This is a genomic window from Streptomyces sp. NPDC046557 (assembly GCF_040645975.1).
Classification (GTDB): Bacteria; Actinomycetota; Actinomycetes; order Streptomycetales; family Streptomycetaceae; genus Streptomyces.
In genome coordinates this window covers 446,623-462,359 of sequence record NZ_JBEYZH010000003.1, presented here as the reverse complement: position 1 = coordinate 462,359, position 15,737 = coordinate 446,623, and the positions used below count along the sequence as shown (strand labels likewise).

Genomic DNA, 15,737 nt, shown 5'->3' with positions numbered 1-15,737 from the left:
CCTATACCTGGGCGCATGAGAGTCCTGCGACGCACGCTCGGCACCCTCCTCGTCCTCGGCGGCGCCGCGCTGTCCTGCGCCGCCGGCCAGGGCGTCGACGCGAAACCCGGGGAGGCCCGTCTCGCCGCCCGGGCCGCCGCGGCCCCGGCCCCCTACGAACGGCTGCTGCCCGCGCCGGCCTCGGTGCGGGTCGCGGGCGCCGGGTACCGCTTCGGGGCAGGCACGGTGATCCGTACCTCCGGCTCGACCGAGGAGGTCCGACGGGTCGGGGAACTCCTGGCGGAGCAGTTGCGCGGGCCGAGCGGACTACCGCTGCCGGTGGTCGACGGGGAGGGCGGGGACGGGGTCCGGCTGCGGTTGGACGGGTCGGCGCGGGGGCTCGGCGCGGAGGGTTACCGGCTGGAGACCCGGTCGGACGGGATCACCCTCACCGCCCGCACCCCGGCCGGGCTCTTCCACGCCGGCCAGACGCTGCGGCAACTGCTGCCGGTGAGCGGCGCGGGGACGGTGCCGGGCGGGACGGTCACGGACGCGCCGCGGTTCGCGTACCGCGGGGCGATGGTCGACATCGCGCGCCACCACTTCACCGTCGAGCAGGTCAAGCGGTACGTGGACCAGCTCGCCCAGTACAAGGTGAACACGCTGCACGTCCACCTCACCGACGACCAGGGTTGGCGGCTGGAATCCGCGTCCTGGCCGAGGCTCGCGCGCTACGGCGGCGGCAGCGAGGTGGGCGGCGGCCCCGGCGGCCACTGGACGAAGGACGAGTACCGGGACCTGGTGGCGTACGCGGGCGAGCGGTACGTGGACGTGGTCCCGGAGATCGACATGCCCGGCCATGTGAACGCGGCGCTGGCCTCGTACGCGGAACTGAACTGCGACGGCAAGGCGCCGGAGAGGTACACCGGGACGAAGGTGGGGTTCAGCTCGCTCTGCGTCGGCAAGGCGCGGACGTACGAGTTCATCGACGACGTGCTCGGGGAGGTCGCGGAGCTGACCCCGGGCAGGTACCTGCACATCGGGGGCGACGAGGCGCACGCGACGCCGGCGGCGGACTACGCGGCCTTCATGGACCGGGCCCAGGCGGTGGTCGGCAAGTACGGCAAGACGGTGGTGGCCTGGCACCAACTGGCGGCGGCCCGCCCGGCGCCGGGGGCGGTGCTCCAGTACTGGGGCCACGGCGGGACCCCGGAGAAGGAGAAGGAGCGGCTCGCGGAGGTGGCGAAGGCGGGCCACCCGCTGATCCTGTCCCCGGCGGACCGGCTGTACCTCGACATGAAGTACGACGCCACGACGAAGCCGGGTCTGAAGTGGGCGGGCTACGTCCCGGTACGGCGGTCCTACGACTGGGACCCGGGGACGTTCCTCCCGGGGGTCCCGCAGTCGGCGGTGCTGGGCGTCGAGGCCGCGCTGTGGACGGAGACCATCGGGACCCGGGCGGACTGGGAGCTGATGGCCTTCCCGCGGATGTTGGGCCTCGCGGAGCTCGGCTGGTCCCCGGCGGCGTCCCGCGACTGGCCGGCCTACAGCCGCCGCCTCGCCGCCCAGGCCCCCCGCCTGGACGCCCAGGGCGTCACGTACTACCGCGCGCCGGACGTGCCGTGGTCGTAGCCCCTGTCGCTTGAGCGCGCGGCCGAATGCCTCCCACATCCTGGGGTCCGTTGCGGGTTCCGTGCGACGATTTATGCTGCCGGGGGGCTGGTCGGTGCACAGCAAGAGGGGGAATTCCGGGTGGGGTTCGACGAGGAATGGGCGCAACTGCGGGCGGCGGCAGCCGAACGAGCGGCTTCGACAGCCGCCGTCATGCCGGGGGCTGCGACGGCGACTGCCACAGTCGGGACGGATCCGCTCGACGCGGCCCATGAGGCGGCACAAGCGCGGCTGGCGGAGTTCCGTAGCGGCGTGGTGCTGGTGCCGCTGGACGCCCAGGGCGGGTTGTGGGCCGCCGAACTCGGCGGTCTGGACTGGATCTGCGCGTTCTCGGACGAGGAGGTGTTGGCCCGGTTCGCCCAGGCGCGAGGTGAGGCCGGTCGGGAGTGGCCGTACCGGCGGGTGATCGGGGCACGGCTGTTGGACGAGGTGGTGCCGGCGCTGGACTTCCCTTGCGGGGTCGCGTTGAACGCGGCCGGACCTGACGGGGCGGTGTTCCCGCCGCTGCGCGGCATCGTGCCGGACGCGGCGGCGCTGGACGGGGAGGTGGCGGCGTGAGCGGGGACGGCGTTGACCTGGATGTGTCGAAGCAGGCGCTGGGGCAGATAGCCGAGGGGATCACGAAGGCGCTGGCCGAGTTGAAGGAACTCGGGATGGTGGGCACGGCCAGTATGGGTCGCGGTTTCTCGGATCTGTCGCTGTCGGGGATGGAGACGGGTCACGACGGCCTGACGTCTTCGTTCGGGTCGTTCTGCGAGCGTTGGGAGTGGGGTGTGCGCTCCCTGGTGCAGCAGGGCAATGACTTCGCGGCGAAGGTCGGCCTGTCCGCCGGCTTGGTGCACGAGCAGGAGCAGTACATCCAGGGCAGCTTCAAGGTGCTCGCCAACTCCGCGATGGGAAACCCCTACGCCTCCGAGGACGACATCACCAAGAAGGGTTGGGGTGATGTCCTCGCCGACAACCCGTACACGCAGATCAGGGAAGCGGACTACAGCCCGGAGTCCTTCGAGCAGGCCAACGAGAACAGCAAGGAAGCCTGGAAGGGCGCCGTCCGGGACCTCAACAGCTCCAAAACCCTCCTGCCCAACCAGATCATCGATGCCACCGGCCTACGGGACGAAGTAGACAAAAAGGTCAATGACATGGTCGGCCCGGCGCCCGAGCCCCGGGCGGGCGGTGAGCGCGGATGACCAACTGGGGCAAGCTGGTCGACAGTGGGCTGGGAGGGCTGGCGGACGGCTGGGACGCCACCAAGAAGGTCGTCGGCGAGGGCGTGGACATGGCCGCTCACGGGGTCGGCGACGTCCTGGACCAGGTGGGTGCGCACGACTGGGCGGACAAGGTCGAGGACTGGGGCGACGACATCGCCTCGGACCTCGGCGCCTCCGTAGGCGAGCAGCAGCTCGGCCAGTCGCAGCAGGCGAACGAACTGATCCATGGCAAGCCGTCGGCGATCCGGGAGTCGGCGGGACATCTCACCGACTTCCAAGCCGCGTTCGACCGGGTCGGCCAAGGTATGAAGGCGCTGGACTCCGGCCACTGGAAGGGGGCCGCGGCCGACACGTTCCGCGAGAAGTTCGCGATGCACCCCGCCGACTGGCTTCACGCCTCCGATGCGTGCCAGGCCGCAGCTGACGCCCTCAAGCACTACGCGGACACCGTGACATGGGCACAGCAGCAGGCCCAGCAGGCCATCGACCTCTACCAGCAGGGCGTGAAGGAGACGAAGGAGGCGGCGCGGGCATACAAAGCCAAGGCCGACGCCTACGAAGCCGCCGCCCGGGCCGGCCGCGACCCGGGCCCGTGCCCGGCACCTGGTGCCGACCCGGGCGAGGCGGCCCGCCACCGCGCCCAGGAGATCCTTGACGAGGCGCGCCGCCAGCGCAACGACGCCGCCGGCACGGCCCAGCGGGCCATCGACGCAGCCACCGCGAAGGCCCCTGCCATGCCGTCGGCATCCGACCGGGCGTGGGACAGCTTCCTCGACTACGAGGCCGGCCAGGCGGTGGAGCTGAACCATTTCGTAGGCGGCGTGGTCAAGGGCACGGCGGGCACCCTCAACTTCGCCCGCGGCCTGAACCCCTATGACCCCTACAACCTCACGCACCCGGCCGAGTACTCAGAGCACGTCAACATGACCTTGGCGGGCCTCGTCTCCACCGCGTCCCACCCCGAACGCATCCCGGGCGCGTTGCTGGACTCCTTCAAGGACGACTTCAGCGAGGGCCTCGGCCGCCTTGTCCCGGAGCTCATCGGCACCAAGGGCATGGGCGAAGCCCGCGCCGGTGTACGCGTGGCGGAGACGGCGGCGGCGAAGCCGTCCGCATGGTCGAACCTCGCCAAGCCTGCGAAGGGGGTGACGAAGCGGAAGGCGATCCACGCCGACTCGGTTGGAGAGGAACAGGCCCAGGAGTTCCTTGACGCAGAGTTCCCGTGGGTGAGGGACTTGAACAACAAAGGCAAGCCCGGCTACCAGTACAACTGCACGCACAACGTGGTCACCGTTGACAGGAGACTGGACGGGGTCGAGGTTTCCGCGGCGCCCAAGGTGGAAGCGGGTGACATCCCGTACAAGGAACTCGGGGTGGAACCCAGCGCGAAGAAAGTTGTCAACAGCTACGACGACATCATCAAGGACCTTGAGAAGCGGGGCGAGGGCTCCCGCAGTGTGGTGGCCATCTCCCGCAATGGGATGCCGGGCCATGTCTTCAACGCCGTGAACACCCCACACGGCGTGGTCTTCTTGGATGGCCAGACCGGCACACTGGCCAAACTCGAGACGTCGAACATCCGCGAGATCGCCCATGTCCCTTATCGCTAGTGCCGTCAGGAATCAGAAATGCTCACATTGAACGAGGCCATCGAGGCGGCCGGACCCTATCTCGAGCAGGCGTTCGCACGCGGGCGGTGGACGCTCGTCGTTCAGCCGGAGCTCAGCGAGGAGCACGAGCTGGCATGGCTCATCAGGATCGACACACAGGAGAGCATCGACGCAGGTGATCCATGGGTAGGACCCATGGAAAAGATGGTAATCGTGCCCAAGGACGGGCAGGCGGTCCACTTTCCGCCGACGCACCTGCCGCTCGACGAGTACCTCGCATACGTGCGCCACGGCGGCTGGGACACGGCCGGCAAGGCGAAGACCAATATCGCCGAGCCGTGGCAGCGGGCCCTGGAGTGGCTCCTCACCACCTACCACGGGCTGGTCGAGCTGGTGGGGATCGAGCCGGTCGCCGAGGACGCGGGTACGTGGTTGTTCGCGTGCCGGACCACTGCGCAGCCCGGTTACCCGCGGACGCCCATGCTGGCAGCCTCCGTGGTGGTACCCAAGAGCCCCGGACGGCCCTTCCATCCGGCCTCGAATGACCCGTGGGGGGACGCGGCGGACTACACCCGGACTCGGGAAGGGAGGGACCCGGAGGCGCAGGCGCGGCGGTTGAACTCGCGCGGGTGCGTTGTCACGGTGGCCGCCATGATCGCCGGGGCGCCGTCGTCGCCGTTGCCCTGGCAGCCGACGCACGAGGCGCCGGGGTGGTGGGAGCTGCTGCTCAAGCGGTACTTCCCCACCGCCGAGCAGCTGCGGTGCGCGAGCTGGGATGAGGTGATTCAGCGCGCCGAGGAGACCGGGCCGGACACCCAGGGTGTGGTGTGGGTGCGCCGGGCGATCGGCGGCACCGAGGTCAGCGGACACCTGGTGTACGTGCACAACCACAACGGCAGCGTCGTGTTCCTGGACGGCATGACCGGCGGCCTGGCCCGGCTGGACACCGTCGGTGTGGCGGGACTGGTGTTCGCGCGCTTCCGCCCCGGGGCGCCACAGTCCGCCGAGGATTTCGGGGCGGCCCGGCTCAAGGCCGAGGAGTGGTTGCGGCGGACGTACGAGGAGCCGGTGGAGCTGGTGGCGCCGGACCCGGCGGACGAGACCGCCCGGGGCTGGCTGTTCGCCTGCCAGACCACGGCAGCGCTGAGGGGCGGGGACTGGCGACACTCGATGCTCGACGCCGCGGTGGTCGTGCCGAAGGGGCCGGGGGAGCCGTTCCTGCTGCCCAACTCCGACCCGTGGGGATTCTTCGCCCGCTGGGACCGGGGTGAGGAGGCGGGCCCCACCCCCGCACCGGGCAAGGCCGACTGGTTCGCCTCCACGATGAGCCAGTTGGGACCGATCATGGAGGTGTCCGAGTTCCCGACCGTCGTGGACTCGATCCAGGCGATCGCGGCGCTGCCGCCAGGAGGGCGCGCCCTGGTATGGGTACGCCGCCTGGATGGCCGGGGCCGGGAGTCCACGGGCCTGCTGCTCACCGGTCTGCGCTCCGAGGCCGGGTTCGTGGGACTGGTGGACGGAGCAGCGGCGGAGTTCAAGAACCTGGATGGGCTGCGGGAGTCCGGCGTCCGGGTCATCCGGTACCGCTGACGTCGAAGGAGCCAGGGCCGCCGGCCTGGCTCAGGGTCGGGTGGCGGCCTTCACGCCGTGGATGAAGGCCGCCCAAGTGGCCGCGCCGCACCGGAGGCCGGGCCGAGCGGTGTCCTTGCTGTCCCGCACGGCGCGGCCACCGTTGGTGGTCTCCGCGACCTCGACGCAGTCGCCCGTCTGGGAGGAGTAAGACGACTTCCGGTATCCGCTGACTATCTCTGCAGTCATGGTCTCTCTTCCGTGCCGTAGGGGATGCTGTTTACGAGCTGGAGAATGCGGTCAGCGGTCTCCTCTGGGGATAGTGCCGACGAGCGTAGCCCGTCGAACGCGTTGACGTAGAGCGCCAGATCGTCCGGTGCTTCGATGACGGAGGTGTTGGGCAGGTTCTCGACCGCCACGGCCTCAACGTTCGGCTCACCTCCGAAGGAGAAGCTGACGAAGGGGCCGGTCGTGCCCGCCTCACGGCTCGCAGAGGCCGGCAGCATCTGCACGGTGACGTGCGGGCGTTGCGCCGCGTCCAAGAGGCGTCGCCACTGCCGTACTGCGAGCGTGGGGTGATGTGCGAGGGACGTGATCGCGGGCTCCCAGATGACGGCAGCGACCTTGACCTCGCCTTCCTCCACACGCCGCTGACGTTCCTGTCGGACCTGCACGAGTTGTGCGATCTGGTCCTGCGAGAGGTGGAACGGCCCAGCGGAGATGACGGACTTGGCGTAGTCCGGCGTTTGCAAGAGGCCAGGAATCAGGGCGGGTTGCCAGGTGCGGATATGCGTCGCATCGTTTTCCAGCGTGATGTGATCCGCATAGTCAGGCGTGACAGCCTCTTGGAAGTCGAGCCACCAACCACGCTGATTGCTTGTCTTCGCCCAAGCCTCCAGCCGTGCACGTTCCTTGGGGTCGTCAACGCCATAGCAGTCCAGGAGTGTGCGTACTTCCAGCGGCGAGGCGGACGTGAGACCGCCTTCCAGACGGCTGACCTTGGACACCGACTTCAAGATGGCCTCGGCGGCCGTGGCCTGGTCGGCGCCGGCTGCCTCGCGGTGCCGCTTCAAAGCCGCCCCGAGCCTCCGGCTCCGGACGGTCGGCCTTCCCCCTGCGGGCATGGCAGCTCCTCTCAACTTCCGTAACAGTCTGCCCGTTTGGAAGTAGCGGGTGCCAGAAAGACCATCCGAACGCGTGATTTGCAAGTTTGCACTTCGTTCTGCTTGCGGAGGCTGTCCGTGCGGACCTACGGTGATGCCTGTCACGTTCTGTGTGTGCCTCAGAGCGCAGCGTGTCGGCAAGGGAAGACCCCCGCGACTGCGCGAACAGTCCGGGGGCGTGGTCAACGCTTAGCAGAGGAGCGTCAACGTGTTGCATTTTATCGGGCTGGCGGCACCGACCCGGCAATGGTGGCGGCGGCAAGTGCTCGTGCTCGCCACCTACGGGATCGATCTCGGGCCGCGCGTCATCCACGGGCGGGCGGTGGTGAGGTGACCGCCGGGACGGAGGAAGTGGTGCGGCGGTGGCGGCGGGACGCGCGGTGTGTGGGGCTCGCGCGCGGCAAGTAGCGCAAGGCGTTGGCTGACTGGGGGTTGTCCGAGTTGGAGGGGGACGCGCTCGTCGTCGCCTCCGAGCTCGTCACGAACGCCGTCCGGCATGCCCTCGCGCCACGGGACCGGGAGATCGAGACCCGGTTCGTGCGGCTCCCCGCCGGGGTGCGGGTCGAGGTGCACGACGCCAGCGACGCCCCGGCCGTGCCGGCGCTCCCCGACCCGCACGGCGACGGCGGGCGCGGGCTCTACCTCGTCGCCGCCCTCGCCGACCGGTGGGCCGTCGGGGAGCGGGTCGGGCCCGGGAAACGGGTGTGGGCCGAGCTGGAAGTGAAGAAGGTCCCCCGGTGAGGGGGGTGGTGAGTCCGTCCGACTGGCTGCTGACCGCCGACCGGACCGGCAGCACCCCCGTCCACGAGGTCGAGTGCACCACCTGCCTCGACGGCTCCGGCCCCGCCGAGGACCCCTACGGTACCGACGTCTGGGCCCTGCGCCACGCGTCCGCGACTCGGCACACCGGCTACCGCCGCATCGTCACGGACTTCCGCCGGGCGCTTCCGGCGCAGCCGGGCGTTCCCGCCACGCACGCTCCCACTGGCGGGTCAGTCCCGGGTAGATGACCAGGTGGCGGAACGGCGCGACGAGGGCCATGTAGAGCCGGCCGAACCGGCCGTTGGGCTTCACCAGCACCGCCATCCGCAGCTCGTACCCGCCGTCCCCGGCCGGCACCCAGCCCAGGTGCATGAGGGCGTGGACGGTCTTGTTCGCCAGTTCGCGGACCGCCTCGTCGTGGGTCTCGTACACAGTGGTGAACGGGCCGTCCGCACCCGAGCCGTCCGCCGTTTCGCGCAGTTCGGCCGGAACGCGCTTGCGCAGGGACTCGACCCGCGCGCCCGCCCCCGTACCGGGCCGGTCCCAGCCGAAGAGGGCGCCGAGCTTCCGACGCACCGCGAACAGGGCGCGGGCCGGCGGGCCCTGCTGGTCGAGCCGGCCGGCCGCCGAGATCGCGGCGAGCATCACGGGGAAGTCGTCCGGCCCGGCGCCGGGCGTGCGGTACGACCACACGTCTTCGATGTCGAAGTCGTGGGCGAACTCGTGCACTCGCCAGGGCCGTTCGGTGTGGGCCGTGCGGGGAAGTCTCATGGCTGCCGCCACCTCTCCCGCAGCGGGACGTCGTCGCCCCGCCACCCCGTTATACGCGCGAGACCATCGGCCCCGGTCGGGAGAGCTCGATCCTACGAACTTCCGTAGGCCGTCCCGTGGTTCAAGGCGTCGAATCATCCGGCGGCGGGTCGCGACCCAAGATCACGTCGGCGGCGGACGTTAACAGGGTCCAGGCTTGGACGGGCGCATTCCGGTAAACATTTCACATCCTCTGGCAAAAGATTTGCCTGGCCCTTGCCTTGTCAGGGGTGACCCGATGGGATGCGCGAGTCCCTTTGCCTAATGCGAACACCGAGGTCGAGTCACATCGTGCGTCAGATATCCTCCGCCGCCAGGCTTCTTGCTGTCGCGGCCCTTCCGCTGGCGCTGACCGCCTGCTCCTTCATCACCCCGAAGGCCGCCCCGAAGCCCGCCGGCGCCGCTGCGGACGCGTCGAAGCCCGCCGCGGCGCCGGCCGCCGATCCCAACAAGGGCCTGCTGACGGGCAAGCAGCTCAAGGCGGCGCTCGCGCCCGCCTCGTTCTTCCCGGCCGGCTTCATCGTCGAACCGGAGGGCGCGCGCGACACCGGCAACGGCTACCGGCTGCCGGTCACCGCCGACGTGCCCACCCCCGACTGCACCAGGCTCGACGGAACCTCATGGACGGGAATCACCGGGATCGACGGCGTCTCGTTCGCGCAGAACGATTACGTGAACAAGAACTCCTCCGAGGAGTTCGCCCAGGAGATCGACGTCTACCGGGACACGACTGCCACGACCGTGCTCGACGCGCTGGGCAAGATCTCCAAGGCGTGCCCCAGCTACACCGACAGCAACACCCAGGCGAAGGTGACGGTCACCGAGAAGCCCCTGGCGGGGGTCGGTGACGGCGCCTGGACCATCACCCTGACCAGCAAGGCGTGGCAGGGCGGCACCACGCTGATGGCCGCGCGGGTCGGCACCTCGGTGGTGTCCGTGCTCGTCAGCAGCGGCACCGACAACGGCATGACGGGCGCCACCAAGCTGACGAAGCAGCTGGTGGCGTCCCTCACCGGCAAGGCGTGACGGCAGCCGCCCCCTTAAGGGCGGCGCGCCAGCAGGTGCGCGTCGAGGAAGCCCCGCTCGGAGGCCGGGTCGTGGAGCAGCCGGGCGAACGGGGTGAGCCCGGCCCCCGTCAGCAGTTCCGCGAACCGGTCCACCGGATAGCTGTAGGCGGGCGTCACCTTGTGGTCGAAGCGGACCGGCTCCGCTCCGTCCGTCGCGAAGAACGAGACCAGGAGCAGGCCCCCCGGTGCCAGGACCCGCACCTGCTCGGCGAGCAGCGCGGGCAGTTCGCCGGGCGGGGTGTGGATCACCGAGTAGTGGGCCAGCACGCCGCCCAGCGCGCCGTCCTCGACCGGCAGGGCCTCCATCCGCGCTTCCTCGAACCGCAGCGCCGGATGGGCCCGCCGGGCGTGGCCGACCATCGCCGGGGAGAGGTCGAGCCCGAAGGCGTCCAGCCCCAGGTCGTGCAGCATCGCCGTCAGATGTCCCGGCCCGCACCCGACGTCGGCCGTCCGCCGGTTCCCCGTCCCGCGCACCAGCTCGGCGAAGGTGGCGACCATGGCCCGCGTGAACGGCCGCGTCTCCAGCCGGTCGGCGAACATCGACGCGTACAACTCGACGACCCCGTCGTAGGCCGCCCTGGTCTCGTCCTGGTGCTCCATCACGGGAACGAAGCTAACAAAGCTCACACCCGTGCGCGTTCGGCAGCCGGGCCGGCGTCGAGGGACCGTATCGACGCCCGCCCGGGGGCCGGTCACCGACGCGCGTAGGGCGCGACGGGGTTCTTGAGGGTGCCGATCAGTTGGAGCGCCGCGGAGGGGTCGGCGAGGTCGACCATCTGTCGGTTGTTCCGGAGCTGGAGGCGGTTCAGGCAGGACAACTGGAACACCGGGGCGAAGAGGTCGTAGCGGGCGAAACGGTCCGCCAGCTCCGGCACCGAGTCCTGGTAGGCGTGGGCGCAATCGGCCACCGCCCGCCAGAAGGTCTCCTCCTCACAGATGTCCTCCGCCGCCAGGATCGGGCCCAGGAAGCGGAAGAAGCAGTCGAAGACGTCCGTGAAGACCGACAGCAGCTTCATGTCCTCCGGGACGTCCACCCGGATCCGCTCGACCGCCGGCGGCAGGACCGCGTCCGGGTCCATGACCACGATTTCCTCGGCGATGTCCTTGAAGATCGCCCGCTTCACCACACCGCCCTCGATGACGAGGATCGTGTTCTCGCCGTGCGGCATGTACGCGAGGTCGTACGCGTAGAAGCAGTGCAGGAGGGGGACGAGGTAGGCGCGCAGGTACGCGGCCAGCCACTCCTCGACCGGCAGCTTCGATTCCTCGATCAGGGCGCCGACGAAGGACTTGCCCTCCTCGTCCACGTGCAGCAGGGACGCCATCGTGGCGAGGCGCTCCCCGTCCCGCAGCGAGGCGACCGGGGATTCGCGCCAGAGCGCCGCCAGCATCTTGCGGTACGGCGAGTGGCGGTCCGTCGCGCGCTCGTACTGCCGGTGGCGGTAGCCGATCGCCGCCCGCTCGCGGATGATCGAGAAGTCCACCGACCGTAGGACGTCATCGGACCCGATCAACCGGTGGAGCCAGTCGTTGATCGCCGGGGTGGCCTCCATGTACGCCGCCGACAGCCCGCGCATGAAGCCCATGTTGAGCACCGAGAGGGCGGTCTTGACGTAGTGCTTCTCGGGGGCGCTCGCGTTGAAGAACGTACGGATCGACTGCTGGGCCAGGTAGGCGTCCGCGCCCTCGCCGAGCAGGACGAGCCGGCGGTCGGCGATCTCCGCCGCGAAGGTGACCGTCGTCTTGTTCCACCACTGCCAGGGGTGGACGGGGAAGAGGTGGTAGTCCGCCGGGTCGAGGTCCAGCGAGGCGAGGCGGGCGGCGAAGGCCGCGACGGTCTCCTCGCCCAGCTCCTCGCGCATGAAGGAGTCGTGGTCCAGGCCCGCGCCCGCCGTGAAGGCGGAGACGTCCTTGTGGGCCGCCACCCACACCAGGTGGACCGGGCTCGCCGCCTCCGGGGCGTACGTGAGGTAGTCGTGCACGCCGAAGCCCAGCCGGCCGTTGTTCGCGACGAAGCAGGGGTGGCCTTCGGTCATGCCGGTCTCGATGTCCTGGAACGAGGACGCGGCGAGGACGGACGAGGAGACCTGCGGCTTGGTGTACTTGAACCCGGCGCCCGCCAGGGTGGAGGAGATCTCCTCCAGGTACACCGGCAGGACCTCCGCCCCCAGGCCGAGGGTCTCGCGCAGTTCGATGTGGAAGTCCAGTGCGTCGGGCGGTAGTTCGGCGCCGTCGCGCCGGCGGGTGATCGAGGACTCGTCCACCGCCCAGTGGTCGAGCGCGTACAGGGCGGCGCGGAAGCGGTACTCCACGCCGCCGTCGTCGCTCGTGACCGCGTACCACCCGTCGCCCACCGGCTTCGGGGTCAGCAGCCGCTCGTGGGAGAACTCCGCGAGGGCCTTGCGGACCAGGGCGCGGTTGGCCCGCGCCCAGAGGTCGGGGGTGAGGTGGGAGACGGCGTCGGCGAGACTCATATGGATCCCTCCCGGGTCGCCGCTTCGAACTGCTCGCGGGTGCAGAAACTCAGCAGGGCTTCCTTCTCGGGCTTCTGCACCGGACCGGCCGGTACGAAGCCCACGGCCGCGTTGAGCGCGTGGACGGCGGTGTTGCGCACGTCCGGCTCGACCACCACCCGACGGGTGGCCGGGTCCGCGAACAGGGCCGCCATGACGGTGGTGATCACCGCGCGGGTGAAGCCGTGGACGGGCGTGTCGCCGGGGGCGACCAGGAAGTGCATGCCGACGTCCCCTGGTTGGGCGTCGTACAGTCCGACCAGCTCCAGCCGGCTCGGATCGTACGTCTCCATCAGGAAGGCGGGCCGGCCGTCGTGGAGGCCGATGAACGCCTCGTGGTGCTCGGCCGCGGCGATCCGCATGTACTCGCGCTCCACGTCCGGCAGGGACGCGTCCCCCATCAGCCAGAACGCCGCCTTGGGGTGGGTGACCCAGCCGTGCAGCAGTTCCGCGTCCGAGAACGGGTCCAAGGGGCGCAGCGCGAAGTCGCCGAGGGCCGGATCGGTACGGGTGAACAGGAGTTCGGTGGTGCTCATACGAGGGTGCCTTCCGGGGCGGCGAACTGCTGGAACGCGATGGACTTCTCGACCTTGTAGTGCTCGCGGCCGAGGAGTTCTCCGATGATGTACGCGTTGCGGTACGCGGCCATGCCCAAGTCGGGGGAGGTGACGGAGTGGTTGTGGACGGTGCCGTTCTGCAGGAAGATCCCGCGCCCGGTGACGTCGATGCTGTAGTTGCGGGCCGCGTCGGGCCGGCCGTGCCCGTCGAAGCGCAGCCGCTCGCGCACGGGCGCCAGGAAGCCGGGCAGCGTGTAGCGGTAGCCGGTGGCGAGGACCAGGCCCTCGGTGGTGAGGGAGAAGTCCCGCTCCTGTTCCTCCTGACGCAGGCCGAGCGTGTACGTGCCCGAGGTGGTGTCGTACGCGGCGGAGTTCAGGGAGGTGTTGGTCAGCAGGGTGGTCGGGACCGGGCCGGGGCTGCTGATCCTCTTCTGGTAGAGCAGGTCGAAGATGGCGTTGATCAGCTCGCCGTCTATGCCCTTGAACAGGTTCTTCTGCTGCGTCTCCAGCCGGTAGCGGGTCTCCTCGGGCAGCGCGTGGAAGTAGTCCACGTACTCGGGGGAGGTCATCTCCAGCGTCAGCTTCGTGTACTCCAGCGGGAAGAACCGCGGGGAGCGGGTGACCCAGTTGAGCCGGTAGCCGTGTACGTCGATCGCGCCGAGCAGGTCGTAGTAGATCTCGGCGGCGCTCTGCCCCGAGCCGACGAGGGTGATCGACTCCTTCTGCTGGAGCTGCGCCTTGTGGTCCATGTAGGCGCTGTTGTGGGTGAAGTCGCCGCCGAGGCCGGCGCAGGCGGGCGGGACGAACGGCGGGGTGCCGGTGCCGAGGACCAGCCGGCGGGCGCGGTGGGTCTCGCCGCGGTCGGTGTGGACCTCGTACAGTCCGGCCCGTTCGTCGTAGGTGACCTCGGTGACGGAGGTCGAGTACAGGACGTTGTCGAGGCGGTCGGCGGCCCAGCGGCAGTAGTCGTCGTACTCCGCGCGCAGCGGGTAGAAGTTCTCCCGGATGTAGAAGGAGTACAGCCGGTCCTTGTCCTTGAGGTAGTTCAGGAAGGAGAAGGGCGACGTCGGGTCGGCGAGGGTGACGAGGTCCGACATGAACGGCGTCTGGAGGTGGGCGCCGTCCAGGAACATCCCGGCGTGCCACTCGAAGTGCGGCTTCGACTCGATGAAGAGGCCGTCGAGTTCGTCGATGGGCGCGGTCAGGCAGGCGAGTCCCAGGTTGAAGGGGCCGAGGCCGATCCCGATGAAGTCGCGGGGTTCACGAGTGGACGGCAAGGGAGGCTCCCAGGTACTGCTCGGCGTGTGCGGCGAGGAGGTCGAGGACGGCCGCGATGTCGGCCGCCGTGGTCTGCGGGTTGAGGAGGGTGAACTTGAGGTACTGCCTGCCGTCGACCTTGGTGCCGGCGACGACGGCCTCGCCGGAGGCGAACAGGGCCTTGCGGGCGTGCAGGTTGGCCTCGTCGACCAGGTCGGGTCGTAGGTCGCCCTGCGGGGAGTAGCGGAAGACGAGGGTGGAGATCCGCGGGCGTACGACGACCTCGAAGCGGGGGTCGGCGTCGAGCAGCTCCCAGCCGGTCGCGGTCAGGTCGACGACCTCGTCGAAGAGCGAGCCGATGCCGTCGGCGCCCATCACGCGGAGCGTCATCCAGAGCTTGAGGGCGTCGAAGCGGCGCGTCGTCTGGAGGGACTTGTCGACCTGGTTCGGGATCCTTCCCCGCAGCCCTCCGGGCGCGGGAGGTGCCCCCACCTGCGCGGTAGGGAGCGGGTTGAGGTAGTCCGCGTGGTAGGTGGCGTGCTGCATGGTGTCGCGTTCGCGGACCAGCACGGCGCTCGAACTGACGGGCTGGAAGAAGGACTTGTGATAGTCGACGGTGACGGAGTCGGCGTGCTCGATGCCGTCGAGGAGGTGTCGGCGGGTGGGGGAGACCAGCAGTCCGCAGCCGTAGGCGGCGTCCACGTGCATCCACGTGGAGTGCTCGGCGGTCAGGCGGGCGATCTCGGGGAGCGGGTCGATGGACCCGAAGTCGGTGGTGCCGGCGGTGGCGACGACGGCCATCGGGATCAGGCCGTCGCGGGCGCAGCTCTCCAGTTCCAGGGCCAGGACGGAGGTGTCCATCCGGCGGTCCCGGTCGACGGGGACGGAGATGACGGCCTCGTAGCCGAGCCCCAGCATGGCGGCGGACTTGTGGACGCTGAAGTGGCTCGCCTCGGAGGTCAGGATGCGCAGCCGGGGCAGGAGCGCGGCCTTGGCGAGGTCGCGGCCGTCGGCGCGGGCCCGCCGGGCGGCGATGCGGCACGCCTCGTCCCGGGCCAGCAGCAGGGCGTGGAAGTTGGACTGGCTGCCGCCGGAGGTGAAGACGCCGTCGGCGCGGGGGCCGAGGCCGATGCGGCCGGCCGTCCAGTCGATCAGTCGGCGCTCGATGAGCGTGCCGCCGATCGACTGGTCCCAGGTGTCCAGCGAGGAGTTGACCGCGGAGAGGATCGCCTCGCCGAGCACGGCGGGGATGACGACGGGGCAGTTGAGGTGCCCGAGGTAGCGGGGGTGGTGGAAGTAGACCGCGTCCCGGAGATAGACCTCTTCGAGTTCGTCGAGGGCGGCGGCCGGGTCTTCGAGGGGTTGGTCGAGGTCGATCCCGTTGATGACCGGGGCGAGTTCGTCGACGGCGATACCGGTGTGAGGTCGTTCCGTGGTGGCCAGTTTTGCGGCGACGCGGTCGATGCCCTCGGTCACGGAACGCCGGTAGAGGTCCGCGGTCGTCTCGTTGAGCAGATGCGAACGCATCAACTTTCCTCCGGACAGGGGAAGGGGGGGTGGGCTGTGCT

At 69.9% G+C, this 15,737-nt stretch carries 16 protein-coding genes; 8 read left to right on the top strand and 8 right to left on the bottom strand.

Features of this window, described 5'->3' with window-relative positions; all coding sequences use genetic code 11:
• Positions 1 to 15 precede the first annotated feature (15 nt).
• The 5 genes from ABZ934_RS10915 (at position 16) to ABZ934_RS10895 (ending at position 6,061) form a co-directional block, all read left to right on the top strand.
• Positions 16 to 1,611 (top strand): beta-N-acetylhexosaminidase, encoded by a 1,596-nt coding sequence (locus ABZ934_RS10915; RefSeq protein WP_361311255.1) that lies wholly within the window; start codon positions 16 to 18, stop codon positions 1,609 to 1,611.
• Positions 1,612 to 1,731: 120 nt separating this feature from the next.
• Positions 1,732 to 2,208 (top strand): hypothetical protein, encoded by a 477-nt coding sequence (locus ABZ934_RS10910; RefSeq protein WP_361311253.1) that lies wholly within the window; start codon positions 1,732 to 1,734, stop codon positions 2,206 to 2,208.
• Entirely contained in the window at positions 2,205 to 2,840 is a 636-nt protein-coding gene (locus tag ABZ934_RS10905; RefSeq protein WP_361311251.1) for a hypothetical protein, read from the top strand. The genes ABZ934_RS10910 and ABZ934_RS10905 overlap by 4 nt, the downstream gene beginning before the upstream one ends.
• Entirely contained in the window at positions 2,837 to 4,471 is a 1,635-nt protein-coding gene (locus tag ABZ934_RS10900) for a putative T7SS-secreted protein (protein WP_361311248.1), read from the top strand. The genes ABZ934_RS10905 and ABZ934_RS10900 overlap by 4 nt, the downstream gene beginning before the upstream one ends.
• 18 nt (positions 4,472 to 4,489) lie before the next feature.
• A complete protein-coding gene (locus tag ABZ934_RS10895) occupies positions 4,490 to 6,061 on the top strand; it encodes a YrhB domain-containing protein (RefSeq protein ID WP_361311245.1) in 1,572 nt (523 codons plus the stop codon).
• Between the two features lie 30 nt (positions 6,062 to 6,091).
• On the opposite strand, the gene ABZ934_RS10890 is transcribed toward ABZ934_RS10895, so the two are convergent.
• Positions 6,092 to 6,289: a DUF397 domain-containing protein gene (locus tag ABZ934_RS10890; protein ID WP_361311242.1), complete on the bottom strand. Its 198-nt coding sequence runs from the start codon at positions 6,287 to 6,289 to the stop codon at positions 6,092 to 6,094.
• Entirely contained in the window at positions 6,286 to 7,164 is an 879-nt protein-coding gene (locus tag ABZ934_RS10885) for a DUF5753 domain-containing protein (protein WP_361311240.1), read from the bottom strand. The genes ABZ934_RS10890 and ABZ934_RS10885 overlap by 4 nt, the downstream gene beginning before the upstream one ends.
• Before the next feature lie 247 nt (positions 7,165 to 7,411).
• On the opposite strand from ABZ934_RS10885, the gene ABZ934_RS10880 reads away from it, so the two are divergent.
• Together ABZ934_RS10880 and ABZ934_RS10875 are read left to right on the top strand one after the other, a co-directional pair.
• Positions 7,412 to 7,537: a hypothetical protein gene (locus tag ABZ934_RS10880; protein ID WP_361311237.1), complete on the top strand. Its 126-nt coding sequence runs from the start codon at positions 7,412 to 7,414 to the stop codon at positions 7,535 to 7,537.
• Positions 7,538 to 7,620: 83 nt separating this feature from the next.
• Entirely contained in the window at positions 7,621 to 7,944 is a 324-nt protein-coding gene (locus ABZ934_RS10875) for an ATP-binding protein (RefSeq protein ID WP_361311234.1), read from the top strand.
• 183 nt (positions 7,945 to 8,127) lie between these two features.
• Here ABZ934_RS10875 and ABZ934_RS10870 read toward each other — a convergent pair whose 3' ends face one another.
• Entirely contained in the window at positions 8,128 to 8,736 is a 609-nt protein-coding gene (locus ABZ934_RS10870) for a DUF2867 domain-containing protein (protein WP_361311231.1), read from the bottom strand.
• 330 nt (positions 8,737 to 9,066) lie between these two features.
• On the opposite strand from ABZ934_RS10870, the gene ABZ934_RS10865 reads away from it, so the two are divergent.
• Positions 9,067 to 9,801, top strand: coding sequence for a hypothetical protein (locus ABZ934_RS10865; RefSeq protein WP_361311229.1), 735 nt, complete (start codon positions 9,067 to 9,069; stop codon positions 9,799 to 9,801).
• A gap of 14 nt (positions 9,802 to 9,815) precedes the next feature.
• On the opposite strand, the gene ABZ934_RS10860 is transcribed toward ABZ934_RS10865, so the two are convergent.
• The 5 genes from ABZ934_RS10860 to ABZ934_RS10840 form a co-directional block, all read right to left on the bottom strand.
• The gene (locus ABZ934_RS10860) at positions 9,816 to 10,445 is read right to left on the bottom strand and encodes a class I SAM-dependent methyltransferase (protein WP_361311226.1); all 630 of its coding nucleotides are present in this window, start codon (positions 10,443 to 10,445) and stop codon (positions 9,816 to 9,818) included.
• An 89-nt stretch (positions 10,446 to 10,534) separates the two neighbouring features.
• A complete protein-coding gene (locus ABZ934_RS10855; RefSeq protein WP_361311224.1) occupies positions 10,535 to 12,316 on the bottom strand; it encodes an IucA/IucC family siderophore biosynthesis protein in 1,782 nt (593 codons plus the stop codon).
• Positions 12,313 to 12,891 carry a GNAT family N-acetyltransferase gene (locus ABZ934_RS10850; protein ID WP_361311221.1) on the bottom strand — a complete coding sequence of 193 codons (579 nt, stop codon included), beginning with the start codon at positions 12,889 to 12,891 and terminating at the stop codon, positions 12,313 to 12,315. Before ABZ934_RS10850 ends, ABZ934_RS10855 begins: the two co-directional genes overlap by 4 nt.
• Positions 12,888 to 14,189 (bottom strand): SidA/IucD/PvdA family monooxygenase, encoded by a 1,302-nt coding sequence (locus tag ABZ934_RS10845; protein WP_361311219.1) that lies wholly within the window; start codon positions 14,187 to 14,189, stop codon positions 12,888 to 12,890. Before ABZ934_RS10845 ends, ABZ934_RS10850 begins: the two co-directional genes overlap by 4 nt.
• Positions 14,173 to 15,696 carry an aspartate aminotransferase family protein gene (locus tag ABZ934_RS10840; RefSeq protein WP_361311217.1) on the bottom strand — a complete coding sequence of 508 codons (1,524 nt, stop codon included), beginning with the start codon at positions 15,694 to 15,696 and terminating at the stop codon, positions 14,173 to 14,175. Before ABZ934_RS10840 ends, ABZ934_RS10845 begins: the two co-directional genes overlap by 17 nt.
• Positions 15,697 to 15,737: the final 41 nt, after the last annotated feature.

Coding starts and splice junctions, on each gene's coding strand:
- ABZ934_RS10885 (WP_361311240.1), bottom strand. CDS start 7,164: ATGCCCGCAGGGGGAAGGCCGACCGTCCGGAGCCGGAGGCTCGGGGCG.
- ABZ934_RS10915 (WP_361311255.1), top strand. CDS start 16: ATGAGAGTCCTGCGACGCACGCTCGGCACCCTCCTCGTCCTCGGCGGC.
- ABZ934_RS10855 (WP_361311224.1), bottom strand. CDS start 12,316: ATGAGTCTCGCCGACGCCGTCTCCCACCTCACCCCCGACCTCTGGGCG.
- ABZ934_RS10840 (WP_361311217.1), bottom strand. CDS start 15,696: ATGCGTTCGCATCTGCTCAACGAGACGACCGCGGACCTCTACCGGCGT.
- ABZ934_RS10850 (WP_361311221.1), bottom strand. CDS start 12,891: ATGAGCACCACCGAACTCCTGTTCACCCGTACCGATCCGGCCCTCGGC.
- ABZ934_RS10900 (WP_361311248.1), top strand. CDS start 2,837: ATGACCAACTGGGGCAAGCTGGTCGACAGTGGGCTGGGAGGGCTGGCG.
- ABZ934_RS10890 (WP_361311242.1), bottom strand. CDS start 6,289: ATGACTGCAGAGATAGTCAGCGGATACCGGAAGTCGTCTTACTCCTCC.
- ABZ934_RS10895 (WP_361311245.1), top strand. CDS start 4,490: ATGCTCACATTGAACGAGGCCATCGAGGCGGCCGGACCCTATCTCGAG.
- ABZ934_RS10870 (WP_361311231.1), bottom strand. CDS start 8,736: ATGAGACTTCCCCGCACGGCCCACACCGAACGGCCCTGGCGAGTGCAC.